Annotated in this window: 17 protein-coding genes; 1 reads left to right on the top strand and 16 read right to left on the bottom strand. The window is 49.4% G+C overall.

Annotation, left to right across the window (positions count from 1 at the left end; all coding sequences use genetic code 11):
* The 5 genes from V8Q34_RS13175 to tig form a co-directional block, all read right to left on the bottom strand.
* The coding region (locus V8Q34_RS13175; protein ID WP_335835626.1) for a class I SAM-dependent methyltransferase at positions 1–1,150 on the bottom strand (1,150 nt) is incomplete at its 3' end.
* A 117-nt stretch (positions 1,151–1,267) separates the two neighbouring features.
* Complete coding sequence (locus V8Q34_RS13180; protein ID WP_335835627.1) at positions 1,268–1,654, bottom strand: hypothetical protein; 387 nt, start codon at positions 1,652–1,654, stop codon at positions 1,268–1,270.
* A 54-nt stretch (positions 1,655–1,708) separates the two neighbouring features.
* Positions 1,709–2,929 carry a DUF6070 family protein gene (locus tag V8Q34_RS13185; RefSeq protein ID WP_335835628.1) on the bottom strand — a complete coding sequence of 407 codons (1,221 nt, stop codon included), beginning with the start codon at positions 2,927–2,929 and terminating at the stop codon, positions 1,709–1,711.
* Between the two features lie 6 nt (positions 2,930–2,935).
* Positions 2,936–4,996 (bottom strand): penicillin-binding transpeptidase domain-containing protein, encoded by a 2,061-nt coding sequence (locus V8Q34_RS13190; RefSeq protein ID WP_335835629.1) that lies wholly within the window; start codon positions 4,994–4,996, stop codon positions 2,936–2,938.
* Positions 4,997–5,106: 110 nt separating this feature from the next.
* Positions 5,107–6,288 (bottom strand): trigger factor, encoded by a 1,182-nt coding sequence (gene tig / locus V8Q34_RS13195; protein WP_118743655.1) that lies wholly within the window; start codon positions 6,286–6,288, stop codon positions 5,107–5,109.
* Positions 6,289–6,453: 165 nt separating this feature from the next.
* Here tig and V8Q34_RS13200 point away from each other — a divergent pair, with 165 nt between their 5' ends.
* Positions 6,454–6,945 carry a hypothetical protein gene (locus tag V8Q34_RS13200; protein WP_033141995.1) on the top strand — a complete coding sequence of 164 codons (492 nt, stop codon included), beginning with the start codon at positions 6,454–6,456 and terminating at the stop codon, positions 6,943–6,945.
* Positions 6,946–6,983: 38 nt separating this feature from the next.
* Here V8Q34_RS13200 and V8Q34_RS13205 read toward each other — a convergent pair whose 3' ends face one another.
* The 11 genes from V8Q34_RS13205 to V8Q34_RS13255 form a co-directional block, all read right to left on the bottom strand.
* A complete protein-coding gene (locus V8Q34_RS13205) occupies positions 6,984–7,436 on the bottom strand; it encodes a DUF1934 domain-containing protein (RefSeq protein ID WP_033141994.1) in 453 nt (150 codons plus the stop codon).
* Between the two features lie 2 nt (positions 7,437–7,438).
* Entirely contained in the window at positions 7,439–8,260 is an 822-nt protein-coding gene (murI, locus tag V8Q34_RS13210) for a glutamate racemase (RefSeq protein ID WP_118743656.1), read from the bottom strand.
* Between the two features lie 84 nt (positions 8,261–8,344).
* Positions 8,345–9,004, bottom strand: coding sequence for a stage II sporulation protein R (gene spoIIR / locus V8Q34_RS13215; protein ID WP_335835630.1), 660 nt, complete (start codon positions 9,002–9,004; stop codon positions 8,345–8,347).
* A gap of 273 nt (positions 9,005–9,277) precedes the next feature.
* The gene (locus V8Q34_RS13220; protein ID WP_225305194.1) at positions 9,278–9,904 is read right to left on the bottom strand and encodes a Ger(x)C family spore germination protein; all 627 of its coding nucleotides are present in this window, start codon (positions 9,902–9,904) and stop codon (positions 9,278–9,280) included.
* Positions 9,885–10,955, bottom strand: a complete 1,071-nt coding sequence (locus V8Q34_RS13225; protein ID WP_335835631.1) for a GerAB/ArcD/ProY family transporter — start codon at positions 10,953–10,955, stop codon at positions 9,885–9,887. The genes V8Q34_RS13220 and V8Q34_RS13225 overlap by 20 nt, the downstream gene beginning before the upstream one ends.
* Positions 10,945–12,453, bottom strand: coding sequence for a spore germination protein (locus V8Q34_RS13230; RefSeq protein WP_335835632.1), 1,509 nt, complete (start codon positions 12,451–12,453; stop codon positions 10,945–10,947). The genes V8Q34_RS13225 and V8Q34_RS13230 overlap by 11 nt, the downstream gene beginning before the upstream one ends.
* Positions 12,454–12,574: 121 nt before the next feature.
* Positions 12,575–13,249: a GntR family transcriptional regulator gene (locus V8Q34_RS13235; RefSeq protein WP_033141991.1), complete on the bottom strand. Its 675-nt coding sequence runs from the start codon at positions 13,247–13,249 to the stop codon at positions 12,575–12,577.
* A complete protein-coding gene (gene ispE / locus V8Q34_RS13240; RefSeq protein ID WP_255786244.1) occupies positions 13,246–14,151 on the bottom strand; it encodes a 4-(cytidine 5'-diphospho)-2-C-methyl-D-erythritol kinase in 906 nt (301 codons plus the stop codon). The genes V8Q34_RS13235 and ispE overlap by 4 nt, the downstream gene beginning before the upstream one ends.
* Before the next feature lie 113 nt (positions 14,152–14,264).
* Positions 14,265–15,824: a DUF3794 and LysM peptidoglycan-binding domain-containing protein gene (locus tag V8Q34_RS13245; protein ID WP_033141989.1), complete on the bottom strand. Its 1,560-nt coding sequence runs from the start codon at positions 15,822–15,824 to the stop codon at positions 14,265–14,267.
* Positions 15,825–15,839: 15 nt separating this feature from the next.
* Positions 15,840–16,250, bottom strand: coding sequence for a protease complex subunit PrcB family protein (locus V8Q34_RS13250; RefSeq protein ID WP_018595706.1), 411 nt, complete (start codon positions 16,248–16,250; stop codon positions 15,840–15,842).
* Between the two features lie 174 nt (positions 16,251–16,424).
* Positions 16,425–17,282 (bottom strand): aldose epimerase family protein, encoded by an 858-nt coding sequence (locus tag V8Q34_RS13255; RefSeq protein WP_335835633.1) that lies wholly within the window; start codon positions 17,280–17,282, stop codon positions 16,425–16,427.
* Positions 17,283–17,289: the final 7 nt, after the last annotated feature.

The following is a 17,289-nucleotide window of genomic DNA, read 5'->3' on the forward strand; positions in this document are numbered from 1 at the left end:
AGAACAACAGTGATGCAAGGGTGGGTTCTGCCTGAAACTCCCGGGCGCATCTTACCCATGCTTCTCTCTGCTGTCTGCTGACTGTTTTGTTTTCATTTTTCACTGCACGTATGAGCAGATTCTTGGGCGTGTGCTCCACATCAATAAACTCCAGGATCTGCGTGTCGTACCCTGCGCTTTCCAGCATCTGCGCCCTGAGCCCGTCTGTGAGGATGGCCGCAAAACGCTCCTTTAATATGCCGTACCCAAGTACAGGGGCCAATGTGTCATTGGAGATCTGCCTGTTCAGCTCATGCTGACAGCAGGGCACAGACAGGATGACAGAGGCACCCCATCTCACTGCTTTTGCCAGGGCATGGTCCGTAGCGGTATCGCAGGCATGAAGCGTCACAACCATATCCACATGGCTGCACCCTTCATAGGATGCGATATCTCCCTGATAAAAATGCAGTTTTTCGTAATGATATTTTTCTGCCAGACGGCTGCATGTCTCAATGACGTCCGCCTTCAGATCCAGACCGATCACCTGGATATCATAGCCTTTCAGCTCATGCAGATAGTGATACATGGCAAATGTGAGATAGGATTTGCCGCACCCGAAGTCAATAATATTCACTTCTCTGTCTTTCGGGAGCCTTGGCAGGATGTCCTCAATAAACTCCAGAAAGCGGTTGAGCTGCTTAAATTTATCATAACGGGCATGTTTCACCTTACCCGCCTCATTCATGATTCCCAAATCTATCAGATAGGGCACCGGCACCCCTTCCTGCAGCAGATATTTCTTCTGCCGGTTGTGGGTCAGCATAGGGACAAAATCCTCCCTGCCCTGTATTTTCTTAGTCTTGATGGTCAGTCTGCCCTTCTTGCTGGCAAGCACTGTCCCCTGAACGCCTTTTGCCTCCAGCTGAAGCTGGCGGAACTCCTGCTGCATCCAGTTGTCTGTGAGACAGAGGACTTCATCCCTCTGATGGTTTTCATGAAGCTCCTTCTGTCCCACAGTCCTTGTAACCTGATACATAACCTGGCCCTTTAAAAGCAGAGGGCGTATCTGTATTTTAGACGGCCCCTCTTTTTGGCGGGGGCCGCTGATGATAATTCTGATCAAATCTTCATTTATATATAAATCCAGAAATTTTTCCAGTTCTGTCATATTTTCTCTCCTAAATAAAATGCTTTCCTCAGCATCATTACTATTGTAAAAGTTTTATGACAAAACCGCAAGCCCCAAGTGCAGTTTTCTTGAGACTCTTCTTACTTTTGCTGACACTCAGCGGTATAATCTTCTGCAGCGCCTGCGCCGGCATCTGCGTCTGTACACTTCGTTGAAGAACAGGACCTCTATCAGATCCTGCAGCGCTTCGTCCGGAAGGTTGCCGCATCTTCTGCAGAAACCGGATTCCACTCCCATCCTTCCGCTATCTCTGCGTATCTGGCTGTGGATGGAATCGCAGACTTTGCGCATCATGTATTTGTCCGGATATTCATCGTACATCCTGCTGCCCTCATAATCCATACGGTCACATGCATCCTCCACATAACACTGGATGTATGCGGCGTTTTCCGGGTAATTGGCGCGCAGGCGCCGCATATCCTGCTGCATCACCCGCTCCTGCCCCAGTATCTCTTCCCTGGGGTCCGCTTTCTTAACTGCCATAAAAAACCTCACTGATTCTTCTCATAGTCAGTATATGCAGAAAAGAAACCCGCGTCACTGTTCCACAGCGGTCCTGGGCGTGTAGGGCGGTACCTGCCCCCCGGGTTCTATAGTGTTGGACACATAGGTGAAACCATCCCCGTCATCTGCCCCGCGTATGGTGACCTGATGGGTAAAGAGCCTGTCATTTTTAAGCTGTGGACTGACCGCATCAACTGTCAGGGTCAGGGTTCCATCCCCGTTATCCTGTAAATCCACCACCTCCGGAATCCTCTCTGTCCAGTCAGCAGTGTTGCTGCCCGCGATCTGTATCCAGGGATATGTCCCTGTTCCGCTGTTATATCCTGCCTGCACCCTTAACTGCTCCACAGGTATACTGAAATATTTCTCGATCAGATCTTCAAATTCACTGCTGCCGATCCCCTCCGGATACTGGGCACTGTCCGGCAGGCTCCCCTGGTCAATTCGGTAGAGCACATCATACAGGTCGTTGAAGTTCACCTGCCGGAAGTTGGACTCATCCCATTCCACAAGGAACAGATTGTTTCCCTCATAACCGATGGGCTCTATGTACTGCTCACACATTTTGCGCAGCTCTTCGTCCAGGGGGAGCACGCGTATGGCATCGGTACCGTCTGCCTCCATCCCCTCCGGAATATATCTCTCATAGAAAAGGTAGCCTTTCTTTGTATACGCCCATTTCCAGGCTTTGTACCGCACCATATCCACCACATATGGCTCCTGCTTTTTATTCCAGTCCACGATCGTGGAGGTGATGGTCACTGCTCCTGTTTTGTCTGAGGTGAAATCTATCTTTTCCATTCCTCCGTCATCGTGAATGCGGTAGATGGAAACAGCTGCATCCTCTTTTTTCTCCTGACCTGCCAAAAACTTCTCCGCAAGCTGGTAGTTCTCCATGTTCTCCCTGTTCCTGTTATCCAGGGCAGCATACCCCTGGCTTCCCATCTTCTTTACCAGGGCTGCCACAGTGTCCATGGAAAGCACCTCCTCCTTGCCGCTGTTCTTCTTTGCCTGAACTAAAAGGTCCTGATAGCTCTTTGCAGCCTGGACAGCGGCCTCTGTCAGGGTTTCTGACTCATCGGCAGGTATTTCCATCTCATAATAGCTGTTTTCCTCTTTTACAGCCTCCCGGTCCTCTTCTTTGGCGGTATCGGCACTGACAGTCACCTCTTCCTTCTGCTGTACCTTGTCTCCGCATCCGCCCAGGATCAGGCTTACTGCTGTCACACACATCATAACCCCTTTTAATCTCACACCACGTCACTCCTTTGCCAGCATTTCATCCAACAGTGGTCTGTCCAGATCCACCACATAACCGCTTCCTCCGCGGTCTTTCACATCCTCCACCATGTTGAGCATCAGGAAACTGTTTGTCTTGTCCCCGTCCGTATTGAATACGGCAAACCATCCAAGCTCCGTACCATTTTCATCATCCTGGGATGCTTTGATCTCCGCGGTTCCCGTCTTGCCGGCCAGGTTCGCTCCTTCTGTATAGGCACCGTGGCCGGTCCCGTTCTCATCCTCGATGACTGCCGTCAGATCCTCTTTTATCACAGCGGCAGCCTCCTTGGAAAAGGCACCTGCGATCCAGTATTCCGGTGTTTTATTGTCTGTCATCTCCAGATATGGCTTTATCATATTTCCGTCGCCTATAAACGCGGAGTAAATACAGGCCAGATGGAGGGGATTCATCAGAATCTGTCCCTGGCCGTATCCGCTGTCCGCAAGCTGGATCTCCGAAGTGATTCCGTCTTCATTGGAATACTGGGATTTGCTCATACCGATCTCAAATGGTATCTCCTGCCCGAATCCCAGTTTTTTCAGTTGTTCCGTCAGTGTATCTGCCCCGATTTTCAGCGCTGCCTTGGCAAAATAAATGTTGTCTGAGTAGACAAGGGCATTCCGCAGAACCGCCTCATCCCCGTACTCATGCAGCGTTGTGATCCGGTAATCCCCCCAGCTCTCATCCTTCTGCCAGGAAAGGCCGCTGGCTCCCAGGTTCTCGTCCGCCGAAAGGGTTCCCGTTGTAAGGCCCACCGCACCGATGACAGGTTTGAAGGAGGAACCGGGCACCCAGCTTTCTCTTGTCCTGTTGTACAGGGGCTTATCCTCATCGTTGTTCAGGGAATCCCATTTCTCCTGAGACATTCCCAGTACAAAGTCCATGCTGTTGAAGGTGGGTGTGGATACCATTGCCAGCACCTCACCTGTCTTAGGGTTCATGACAATGGAACTGCTCTTGTCGTTCTTATACTGCTCATACACACTCTGCTGCAGGTGGCCGTCAATGGTCAGGGTAATATTCTCCCCGTCCTTCGGGGCTGCCATGGCAAGTGCCTCCTTTTCGCTGCCCTCTGCGTCCACAATGGAAATCTTATAGCCTTTCCGGGCCTTCAGCCTGTCCTCGAATAATTTCTCCAGACCGCTTTTTCCCAGAATGCTCTGTTCGTCATAGCCTTTGTCCCTTAATTCTTCCAGTTCCTCTGCGTTTATCTCCTGGACATAGCCCAGAAGATGAGATGTGCACTCCCCATAGGGATAAACCCTGCTTTCCGCATCAGAGATCATCACACCGGGAAGCTCCAGCAGTTTATCCTTCAGGGTGGCCTCCCCCTCACCCACAGGGGTCTCCAGCTGGCTGCTGCTCATCTTCTTCACAGGGACAAAGGAATCATCCTTCACCCAGGAAGCATCCAGCTTTTCGGAAATACTGCCGGCTGTGGTCCCCAGAAGCGCTGCTATGGTTTCCAGCTCCTCCTGGGGCTGGACCGCCATTTTGCCCGGAACAAGCCCTACATTGGCAACCGTCCCCTGGCCTGCCAGAAGCTCACCGTTTCTGTCATATATCTCTCCCCGCTTTGCGTCTATGCTGACAACACTCACCTTGTCCGCTGCCTTCAGATTGGGGAATATCATGGAATCACTCCACTTAATGTGCCATTTTCCGCTCTCCTTCTCAAAAAAAGCGTCATTGTCGAAGGAGATTTCCCCTGCCACGGTATCCATGGTGACTTTATAGGATATGGGCTGGCTTTTCTCCTGCTCCTCGGAAATGTCCAGACGGATATTCTCTGCCTCTATGCCCTCATATATTTTCTGGTTCCTGACGACAAAGTCCTCTGCATTCACGGTATTTCTGCTGGCCTCATCAAGCAGTGCATACATTTTGTCATATCTTCCCTTCTCGATATAACCCATGTACTCCTTCAGCACATCCTCACGCTTCTCCTCAAACTTTACCTTGTACAGAACCAGGCCCGCCGCACACACGGCGATGGCCGCCGCGATGCCTATCACTGCCGCTGCTTTCTTTCGCTTCATAAAATAACCTCCTTCATGTAAATACACTCCCTATACAAAAATCCTACAAATGTAAGATATAGTTTCACCCAATATATTACACCTGTAGGACTTATTGTCAAGTATTTTCTTTATTCGGTTTTCGCGTCCCCGTCACCGGTGTTCTGCGCATCTGCAGGCACATCGGTCACTTTTGCAGTCTCCTGGAGGATCTCACAGGATTTGCTCCAGAGTACATTGGCTTTCACCATGGTCTCATCGCTGTACGCGCTCTTGAGGGCCTCAGCATCCTTAAAGCCATAGTCTTTGGCAAACTTCTCAAGCTCTGCCTCATAGTCTTCCACAGAGATCTCTACTTTCTCCGCATCGAAGATAGCCTGCACGATCAGAGACTGCTGCAGGATGTTCTGGGCCATCTGTGTCATGGTCTCCTCTGCCTGTTCTGTGGAAATGCTCTGGGATTCCCAGTATTCCTCCAGAGTCATGCCGCTTGGGCTGGCATACTGCTCCTGGATCTTGTTCTTTACATAATCCATGGTCTCGGACATGGGTTTCTCCGGATATTCCGTGATCTCTGAGCTTTCCACAACTTTCTGGAACAGGTCGGATTTGAGCTGACTCATATAGTTCAGGTCAGCATTCTCCTTCAGGGAATTTTTGATCTCCTCTTTATACTCATCCACGGTCTGCTTGTCTGTATTGTTCTTTACCCACTCATCTGTCAGCTCCGGCGCTGCCTTGATGGCATTGATCTTCACCTTGAACTGCACCGGCTTGCCGGCCAGGTCAGGATTGTTGCTGTACGGGTCCGGGAAGGTCAGGTCAAGGGTGACTTCCTCCCCTTTGCTCTTACCGATCAGGCCGCTCTCAAATCCGTCGATAAAGGAATTAGAGCCGATGAGCAGATCTGAATCCGTGGCGGAACCGCCGTCAAATGCCTCTCCGTCCAGGTATCCTGTGTAATCAATATTGACGGTATCGTTCTCCTGTACCGGTCTGTCCTCTGTGATCTCCTCTGCCTTGTAGGTGAGCTGCTGGCTGATGTAATCCTCCACATCAGCGTCCGTAATCTCTGTCTTTGTCTCTGTGACTTCCAGGTTCTTATAATCTCCCAGTTTCACATATTTGCTGATATCATCCACATCGACAGCCACCACCTTGCCCTTGCTGTTGGTATCTACTGCCGTATCCTCCGCGGATGTCTCAGTCTTTTTATCATCGTCTTTGCTCTTGTCACTCTTCTTGTCACCGCATCCTGCTGCCATCACTGCAATACTGAGAGCCAATAGCGCCATGATCAGTTTTTTCTTCATATACAATTCCTTTCGTCTGTGGTTTCTGGTTTCCGCATAAGGAAGTTATACCACACATGACCTGAAAAAGGAACCCTTTCTTTCACATTTTTATTGCCTTTTCACAGAAACAATGCTAAAATAATAGTTGCGTTATCAGTCCAGATTTTAGGAGGTCTAACACAAATGGTGTGGAAAGTTCTACTGATTATTTTAATCGTTTTGGTAGTCGTTCTTGCCGTTTTATATTTTCTTGGCAAGAGGGCACAGAAAAAGCAGGAAGCACAGCAGGAGCAGATAGAAGCAGCAAAGCAGTCCGTCTCTATGCTGGTTATCGATAAAAAGAGGCTTCCCATTAAACAGTCCGGTCTTCCCCAGATGGTGATCGATCAGACACCGAAGCTTATGAGACGTTCCAAACTCCCCATCGTAAAGGCAAAAATCGGTCCCAGGATCGTTACCCTGGTGGCGGACGAGCAGGTCTTTGAGATCATCCCCGTAAAGAAGGAAGTCAAAGCAGAAGTAAGCGGTATCTATATCACCGGTGTCCGCGGACTGCGCGGTGCTTTGGAAGCTCCCCAGAAGAAAAAAGGGTTCTTCAAGAGAATGCGCCTCAAAGCGGAAAACATTGCCAAGGGAAACAAAACAGAGAGTAAGGATACGAAAAAGAAAAAGTAAAAAACTGCCGCCCGGGAAACGAAACCCGGACGGCTTTTTTATGATGCCAGGTGGAAATTGCCTGCGGCCTGGGGCTTCACATTTACACAGATCTGGCAGTCCGCTGTATGTATATCGTTGATCTCCAAAGCGTAGTCAATGAGGATATCAATGTTCTCCTCCTGCTCCTGCACATCTATCCTGGTTGCTGAGATTCCCATCTGCATATCTCCGAAAGGAGTTGCATAATAGGTCAGGTTCTTCTTGGCCTCCTCAAAGATCATGTGCGTGTTGGTGAGGCCCTTTTTCTGCACCTCCACATAGCCCTGCATCACTTTGATCATATTTTTTGTGATAGTGTCATATCCTTCCTGCACTTCCTCATAGCAGATGAAATGATGGCCATTCCTGTAGTAATAATCTCCCTTTGCCACCACTTCCACTTCTTCCGGCTTCTCCCCGGCTTCAATCGCCTGCATCCCTTTTACTGTTATCAGTACATCTTTTGTCATGTTCAATACTCCTCAATATTAATCTGCTTGGTCATCCTCACATCGTAGGGCAGGATAGAACCTGCAAACTCCTGGAAACGTTCCTCCGCGTCACTGACATAGAAGCGGTAGGGGAACTCCTCCTCCTCGTGTCCGTCATTCTCAATCCCATGTTCCTTTAACAGCTCCCGAAGTGCCCTGGCAGTCTCATAGGCGGGGTTTACCAGGGTAACGCTTTCCCCTGCCACCTGACGCATCAGGGAACGCAGCAGCGGATAGTGGGTGCAGCCCAGGATCAGGGTGTCCACGCCCTGTTCCAGAAGGGGGTCCAGATAGCGTTTTGTCACTTCAACCGTCACTTCATCCTTCAGCCATCCCTCCTCCACCAGGGGGACCAGCAGGGGACAGGCCTGGCCGATTACCTGGATCCGGGGATCATATTCATGTATAATGGCAGGGTACAGCTCGGAATTCACCGTTCCTCTTGTACCAATCAGGCCGATCTTCTTATTTCTGGTAGTCCGGGCAGCCACTTTTGCTCCCGGTTTCACCACACCGATAATGGGAATATCTATCTCCTCCCGTATGGTTTCCAATGCCATGGCACTGGCGGTGTTGCACGCTACTACAATGGCCTTTACCTCCTGTGTCTGCAGGAAACGTACAATCTGACGGGAATATTTCAACACGATCTCTTTTGACTTGCTTCCATAGGGCACTCTTGCAGTGTCCCCAAAGTATACTATCCTCTCACTGGGCAGATTGCGCATGATCTCTCTGGCAACTGTAAGTCCGCCCACGCCGGAATCGAAAACACCGATCGGCGCCTGTTTATTCTGGTTCATATGAAAACCCTCTTAAAATTTATTTTCTATTTTAACCGTGTTTCCATTTTACCCTCATTGAGGCCAGAATGCAAGCCGCAACCTTTAAAACCACTTAAATCCTATTTTCACCTGATCCCTTTTTTCCGGATCATTCAGAATTGTCAGGAATTCCTCCTCTGTGAGGACTTCTCTCAAATCTTCTTTTTTCTCCTCAGAAACAATGCCGTGGGACTCATCGAGAAAGCACAGGCTCGGATAGAGGACGCACCACCAGTTGTGCCCTTCTGCCTTCCCGATCTTCACATTCAGGGCCTCATACTCTCCTGCAGGAAAGGTACAGTCCCCGTAGGTCTTGTCAGGGAAATACGTCTTTTCCACGGCGGCAGCAACAGGGTAATCATACCCTTCATCCGCGATCACCTGTCCGGCAGCCTCCTCAATCTCATCCAGATGCGTTTTGACAGCCTCTCTGGTCGCTTCCAGGGATCTGTCTTCCCCCAAAATTCCTTCCAGATAGTCCACAATCTTGGTCTTAACGTGAAGCTTCAGGTTCTGGTCCTCCTCCGTATCGCTGTTGGCAACCACGTGCAGGCGGAAGATCTCCTTTGCGATCCCCTGCTGTACTTCATTTTCCAGACGTGTCTGAACGGTTTCTTTTTCTCTCTTCAGTGTATGTATACGCACAGCGCCGACCAGCACAGTGGCAAGCAGGCCTATGATTGTAGCGGCGATCCAGATATTTCTCTGCATTCTTCTTCTCACAGCAAATCCCTCCGTCTTATCCGGCATACCGGCGCGGAAAACTTTATGCCTCCGCACCGTATGACCGGTATTTACTTCTCATTTATTGTTACTGTTCACTGCGTGCCCAGCAACACGCTTCGCGATGCACAGATATGGAGCATTCTGCTCCATATCGCGCTGGCTGCCTCGGGATTTTCATGCCTTCGGCCTGAAAACACCTCGCGGGACAGTGGCGTGTGAACAGTAACCATTTATTTTCTATAGACAGAGTATTGCCGCATCTTTACAGGCCTATTCCTGATTCAGCATAATTTTATCATCCAATGCGCTTACCTCTCCCAGAACGGGGCGCTCTTCCCCGTTGTGCCATGCGTTATATAAGTCCTGAAGGTCTGTCTGATCCTGTGCCCGGCTGTCGGGCCGGTTCTCCACAATGCCGGTGAGATAATCCCCAAGGGAATCCATCTGCTGCCCGTCCATGCTCATAACATCCCCCAGCTCACTGCAGGAGAACACGTAAATATTTCCCGCCACCGAAGGTTTTTCCTCCAGATAGTGGAGCAGGTTCTTATATGCCTCCTCATGGTCAAGCAGGCCCTTTCCCAGAAGCAGAACCTTCAGGTGTCCCGTATCCAGGTAGTCCTCCTGGCTGTTCTGAAAGTCTTTTTCCGCGTCCTCCATGGTCTTTCCCTGATAAAAATCCGCCTTTTCCCCGGCTTTCTGGTTCTCCCCGTCCTTATTCTGCCCGGTCACACCGGACAGGTCGGGAAGGCCGTAATAGACCTGGTATGCACCGTCCTTAAAATCCACACCCATGGAGAGGGGAAAGCTGCGGTTCTCCAGGGCCACCCCGCAGGCCGTCAGATTACAGGCCAGGATAACAGCCAGGAGCACTGTCTTACTTTTCTTCCTTATCATGATGTTTCCCCCTTCCGTACGCGATTCCCGCCCAGAGTGCCAGCAGAAGGAACAGGGGCGCGCAAATATTCTGCAGAACCTCCCGGTACCATTCCAGGGAAATACCTGCCTTTTCACATCCCAAAGCACACACCAGAATCCCTGCAGCAAGATAAGGCGCCCCCTTTTCCATATGGCCGCGTTTTAACAGTTCATGGTTATAGAAAAAAATGCTGCCCACAGCAAAAAAGATGCAGAACATAACTGCAGCGATGAAAAAGATGTCCACGCGCTCCAGAAAATCACCGGGCAGGTCCACGCCTGCCATCATATCAAACAGCGGGTAGGATTTCTGCACATAGCCTCCGGCGCCGAATGCCCCCTGCAGAAGTATGAGGGCTGCAGAGAGAATGCCAAGCAGCAGAAACACGGAACCGTTCAGCGCCTTTCCCGCGTTGCCCGCCCGGTCCACATTCCCCAGGGTAAAGGGAAGGAAAAATACAGGCAGGAAGGTACAGAATACCCGGTAACATCCCTGTATAAGCCCCTGCAGTGACAGAGACCCGGTCTTCTCCAGATAGATACCTTCGACTCTTGTCACAGACAGCAGAAACATGGCCGCCAGGACAAATAAAATGATGGGAAAGCATATCTCAGCCATACGCGCCCTGCGCTCCAGCCCCTGGTGGCTTCCCAGATAGCATACCACAGCCGTAACGGTGATGATCACAAAGGGCTTGCTGCTCTCAATGAAAAAACGGCCCGTTATCCTGCTGGTCACAAGAAGCAGGAAAACACCGGTAATAAAGAGATAGGAAAGATGCAGAAGACAGAAAATCTTTCCCGCGTATTTTCCCATATACCGTTCAGGACATAAATAGCAGGGCTTCATGCGGATAAAAAATATGCTGGCTGCAAAGAAGAGAACCCCCATCAAAAGAAGGGAGAGCACCCCCTGCCTGCCCTCCAGATATGAGGTGACAGGGATGGTGACCAGATAGATGCCGAGCTGCCCGAGAACAAGCTGTCTGAAAAGCTGTCTGTGGGAAATCCGTTGATTGTCAGCGAACATGCTTCTGTCCTCCTTTTGTTTTCAGGCGTACCTGTTGTTCCCTTCTGGCATAGAGGGGTCTCCTGGTCATAAACCGAAGCGGCGCCAGGACAATGCCGTCTGACTCTCCCCTGTATCCCGCATTTCTCTGTGCGGCAAATGGGGTCAGATAAGGGATACCAAAGCTTTTCAGGCCTGCCAGATGGCTGATGACCAGGTAAAGGCCCAGAAGCATGCCGAAGACGCCCATAGTGCCTCCTAAAAGGATAAAACCGAATTTCAAAAGCCGGAACGGGGCGGTAAACTCCTCATTTGGAATGGCAAGGGTAGCCAGCGCAGTCACTGCCACCACAACCACCACGATAGGACTGACCAGATTGGCTTCCACAGCCGCCTGTCCGATGATCAGGCCTCCCACAATACCGATGGTTCCGCCCAAAGGCCCGGGTGCGCGGACCCCCGCCTCCCGGATACTCTCAAATGCCACTTCCATGAAGAAGACTTCCAGGATTCCCGGAAAAGGAACCCCTTTTCTGGCCTCCGCAAAGGAGAGAATCAGGTTTGTGGGCAGTACCTGTGTGTGGAAATTCGTCACCGCCAGATAAGCACCTGAAAAGAGCATGGCAAATGCAGCGGCTATATACCGGATGATCCGCAAAAAGGACGCCAGCTCAAAATGGTTGTACTCATCCTCACTCACCTGCAGAAAATCATTGAAGGCAGCCGGGAGCAGGATACCCATAGGGGAGTTATCCACCAATACCAGGACTCTGCCGTTTAAGATTTCCATGGCGCACTTGTCAGGGCGCTCAGAGGTCTGGAACTGCGGAAATGGAGAGAGCCAGTTTTCCTCTGCCAGATGCTCCACTATGCCGCTGTCCATGACACCGTCGATCTCAAAACTCTCCAGCCGTCTGTCCAGTTCATCCAAAAGCTCCGGACGCACCAGCTCTTCCATGTACAGAATCTGCACCAGGGTCTGGCTTCTGACGCCCAGGGTCTTTTCCTTGACTTTCAGCTTCGCATTCCTGATCCTTTTCCGCACAAGGGCAGAGTTGGTCTTGACTACATCGGAAAACCCTTCCTTGGAACCGCGCAGCACCTTTTCCCTGGATGCCTCCTGTACGCCCATGTTGGGATACCCCTTGCTGGATACCTTGATGGAATGGGGATAGCCGTCAAAAAAGAAAATAGCATTTCCCGCAAACATGGCTGCCAGGGCTTCTGACATGGTGTCCAGTGTTTTAACATCGGAGATTCCCAGGCCGTTTTCATCCACGAACTCCAGGATCTCATCCTTCGGCATTTCCCACATATGGTTTACCAGCTTGCCGATGACGGAGTCCTCCAGCATCATATTGCTGACTGCCACCTCAATATAGACTACAAGACAGCGTATCTTCGGTTCCTGTCCCAGAATCATGGGACGGATAATGATGTCAGCACAGTCTTTCAGTGTATTTCTGATGTGGTCTTCATTTTCCTGTATATGAATGGATATCTCGTCTTTATTTTTCATTTGAAAGGCCCCTTTCCGCTCTCATAATGCTGTGGTATATGCGGTATCAGACCGCATTTGCAGCACAAAAAAGAGAGACGTAATTTTTACATCTCTCTTAGAATATCCATTTCTTCTATTATTATTCCTGCTCATTCAGGCTTCGGATGATGGCCTTCTGCTGGTTGTCCACATGGACATAGACGTATTTCAGTGCGGACTCCTTGTCCTTCTTGCGCAGTGCCTCGCAGATGGCCCTGTGCTCCTGGGCAAGGGTACGGCGCACGGCAATATCCTTCAGATATTCGATGCGGTAGCGGTACATCTGTTCCCTTAAGTTGCTCAGCAACTGTACCAGCCGTTTGTTATTGGTGGCCTTATAAATGATATCGTGAAACGCCACGTCCATCTCCGCAAGCTCAGTCAGATCCCCGTTCTCGGTCAGGCTCAGGAACCTCTGCTCCACCTTATCAAGCTCCTCCAGCTCCTCAGGGGTGATCCGCTCACAGGCCAAACGGATGGCCAGCTCCTCCATACCTTTTCTGACTTCCAGCACATCATTCAGGTCACGCTCTGTGATAGAAGCCACTTTTGCCCCTTTTCTGGGAGCCATGACTACCAGGCCCTCCAGCTCCAGCTTCCGGATAGCCTCCCGGATGGGGGTTCTGCTCACACCCAGTTTCTCAGCCAGGGCAATCTCCATAAGCCGCTCACCGGGTTTTAAATCACCTTTTAATATTGCCCTCCGCAGAGTATTGAAAACCACATCCCGCAGCGGAAGGTATTCATCCATATGCATTTCCAAATCCGTTGTCATCTGTGTCTTCCTCCATTATTGAATACTGTAGTCAAGAAAACGGTTCTGGCGATCTTGCTCTCGCGCAGTGCCTCACAGGCCTGCTCTGCTGTCGCCTTGTCATCAAAGAGTCCGAAGACCGTAGGACCGCTGCCGCTCATCATGGCATTGACTGCGCCGTGGTCCTTCATATGTTGTTTGATCTCCTCGATCACAGGGTATGCCGGAATTGTCACGCTCTCAAGAACATTTCCCATATGTTCGGCAATCCTGTTCAAATTGTGCCATTGGAGCCCCTCCAGCATTCTGTCTATCTCCGGATGCTGCACGATCTCCGATGCATCCAGCTTCTCATAGACAAATTTCGTGGACACGCTGACAGGCGGCTTCCCAATGAGCACGTAGCAGTCCGGACAGGGCGGCAGAGCACGCAGCTTCTCTCCGATTCCCTCTGCAAGCGCAGTGCCCCGAAGCAGGCAGTACGGAACATCCGCACCGACTTTCACGCTCCGCTCCATAAGCTCCCGCACAGTAAGCCCCAGTCCGAACAGTCGGTTCACTCCGATCATGGCAGCGGCGGCATCCGAACTCCCGCCTGCCATGCCGGCAGCGACCGGTATGAATTTCTGCAGATCCACAGTTATCCCCTTCTTCACTTTGAACTCATCCATCAAAAGCTGCGCTGCTTTATAGACCAGATTGTTCTCGTTCGTGGGAATAAACGGCAGATTTGTAGTAATGGAAATCCCCGGTTCCTCTTTGATATCAATTTCTAACTGGTCATACATGTTGATAGTCTGCATGATCATGCGGACCTCATGATAACCGTCTTCACGTTTTCTGACTACATCCAATCCCAGATTAATTTTCGCCAGTGCCCTTAATCTCATCTTTATCTCCTGTGTTTCCTTCCATGCGCCCAAAGGCGAATCGTTAAATGTTTATTGTATATTGTATTCGTTTTTATACACTTTATTCTATACGATATGCCTCCTTTTTTCAACACCTAAAAATATTATGATTGCACTTTCACCTGTTACGATTCCACTTTCTTTGTTAAAATCAAGGTATCATACGGTCTTACCTCATCACTTTCCAGATTATTGAGCTGCACAATGGTTTCGATCGTCGTGTAGAATTTCTTGGCGATGTCCCAGAGTGTATCCTGGGGCTGTACCTGATAGCCCACAATTCCGGGCATGCTCTGGAGCTTCTCCCTGTCCAGCTCCCGCTCTTCTATTTCCCGGATAATGCCTGTGTCTGTCTGCTTTAACACAAGGGCATTTAGATTCATAACGATCTTTACTTCTATCTCATCGCTGTCAATCATGGTGGTTGACAGTTGTTCCAGATCCGTCCGCAGGTGATAGGTGCAGTTTTTCCCTATTCCCGGAGCTTCCACCACATGGGAGAAGGGGATCATGGCATCCATGGAATAGAACGGCATATCATCATCCCCTATAATATAGAGGATTCTCACCTGCACAATGCCCTCCACCTCTATGCCGTTTTCCACAGGATGGGTGTCGTCTACTTTCACATTCCCGTCGCTGTGGCAGATCTGGAGGATTTTTCCCTGGTTCTGTTCCATTTTAATGCGGTCGCCTACCCGGCATTTGGAATTATTTTTTACCAGCAGGCTTTCCAGCTTTCTGTTCTCACGTATGGGGACGCATTCTTTTACCGGGGTGTATACGTCCAGAAGAAGGGACATTTCCTCTTCCTCATAGATCTTCATCTCCAGTTCCAGAACAGCGTCCACGCCTATAAGGCGTTCCTCCCCGTCACTGTCTGTTTTTACCTCCAGCTTGCTCTGAGGCATTGTCACATCTATGTTTGGCACCATATCCACAGTGCAGCCCACGCACTCCAGCTCCTGGTAGAAGGGGACAGAGTGCTCCAGCCACTGCAGGGAATTATTGTCATCATCACCCCGGTACAGGGCAAATATGAAGAGTTCGCCTTTTACGCCTATCTTATCATTTTCAGCCCGGATATCCATGCCGCGGACCTCCACGGTGTTCCACAGCAGTTCGTGGATATTGGGCTTGTTGGATGCAAGGGCAATATCCTCTTTTACCCGCATGGTATCCTTTTTATGCACCGCGATCCCCATGACGGAGATGTCCCTTTTTTTCTGGGAAATGCCCTCTGCATCCACACCTGCAGGCAGGTCTGTCTCCTGCATTTCCTCCACGGATGCGGTAAAGGTGACCAGGGCTTTGATGTTCAGCTTTCTGGAATTGATAAGCTGGACACTCAGGTCCTCAATGTCCCATTTTACCCGAACCTTGTCACCATTTTCCAGACCCTCCAGATGCATGGTCTCCCCAATGGGCAGGGTGCCCAGGAGACTTTGGATCTTACGCTCCTCGCTGTCGCTGACATAGAGGAGATAGACCATCAAAGCGCCTGTCAGGAAAGCATGGCCCTCGGATATCTGGACATCATCTATATGGATCTCACCTTTTTTCTGGATCATCCGGCCTACGTCCGGCTTGATATCCGGCACATTTAAATCTTCGTCAAAGGTAATCTGGCTGACAGCTTCACATTTTGTATGCATCATACGCATCTGTTTTGTTATTAATTCCACAATAAGCCCTCTTTTCTATTCAAAGATTACCGGTTCTTCCCGATATTTCATTTTCACCACCAGATATGGATAGGATGGCTCGTCTTTTAGGTCTTTGTCCTCCTCCGGCCCTATTAGGGTGGTCTGTAGATGGATGGCATTGTCCCACAGGGACAAGTCCTCAATTTGGATACTGTATCCTCCTGTCTCTTGTTTGCCATAGCCTTTGAGAAGGTATAGATAGGAACCGTCCTGATATGTAAGCTGGAATTCTGATTCTTTGTTTTCTTCTATCAGTTCCTTGACTTTATCAGGAAAATCCTCTTCCTTCATCACTGTGTACTCTGGCTTGACTCCGTCCTGGGCTTTGACTTTTTCTATGCTGCAGGATGTCAGAGGGAGGGTCAGGAGGCAGATGAAACATAGTGTTAGGATTAATTTTTTCAATGTTGGGGGGACCGCCTTTGGTTTTGGGTGCTCTTAGCAATAGTGTATGTGGAGGGTTGATATAATATGACAGAAATGAAAGCTTAGATTTGAAATCCGGATAAATAGGAGAACACCCCTTCTGCAAATTCATCATTCACAGAAGGAGTGTCCTCCTATTGTGTTGCTTATCCGTCACATATCCAACTTTATTTCAATCCAGGTTTTCAAATTTTCTCCTGGCTGTATCCAAAGCAGGGTCTCCTTACTGTTCAGTGCATCCGGCTTTCCGGTCCAAGGTTCCAGGCAGATAAATTTCTCTGTCTCTACATACCATATCAGTAAGTATCGAAACACATCGTCAAACGCTACTGTAAGTTTATAAGCTCCAAAGTCTGCTCTTACTTCTTTCTCCTGGTTATCCAAGACCAGATAACCTGCTTCCTTTTCCACATCAGGGATTTTTTTAGGACATTTTTCTATTTCATTTGAAATAGTATTTAATACTTTGGAAGCCCGGATCCGTACATCTACCTGTTCCGGAATTCTGAAATATGGATGAAAACCGCTGCTAAATGGCATTGGCTTTTTTGATAAGTTTTTATACTCCTGCAAAATTTTCAGCGAATTTTCCTGAAGAATATACGTAAAGTTCAGGTTGAACTCAAAAGGATATATCTTTAAAGTTTCCTCCGTACTATTCAGTTCCAGTACCATTTCTCCCTTTTCCTCATTTTTACCCACCAGTTTCCAGGGGAAATTTCTGGCTAATCCATGGATTGGAAGATGATATTCTTTTTCATCCAATGTATAGGTATCGTCTTTCAGTTTACCTACACATGGAAATAAAATAGGAACTCCTCCTCTGATGTATTTTTCTTTGTCTTTATAAATTTCCCCGTCCAAATGCAAAAGATCTTTTCCCTGCAGTAAAATCCGGGTAAGTATTCCTCCTCTTTGGTCATTTATTTCCACAGCACTGCCTGTTTCGCTATTATACAAACTATATACAGGATACCCATATGGGTCATGGATTCTTTCTATTTTATACATGCTTTGC

The organism is Blautia sp. JLR.GB0024, from assembly GCF_037000545.1.
Taxonomy (GTDB): Bacteria; Bacillota; Clostridia; order Lachnospirales; family Lachnospiraceae; genus Blautia; species Blautia celeris.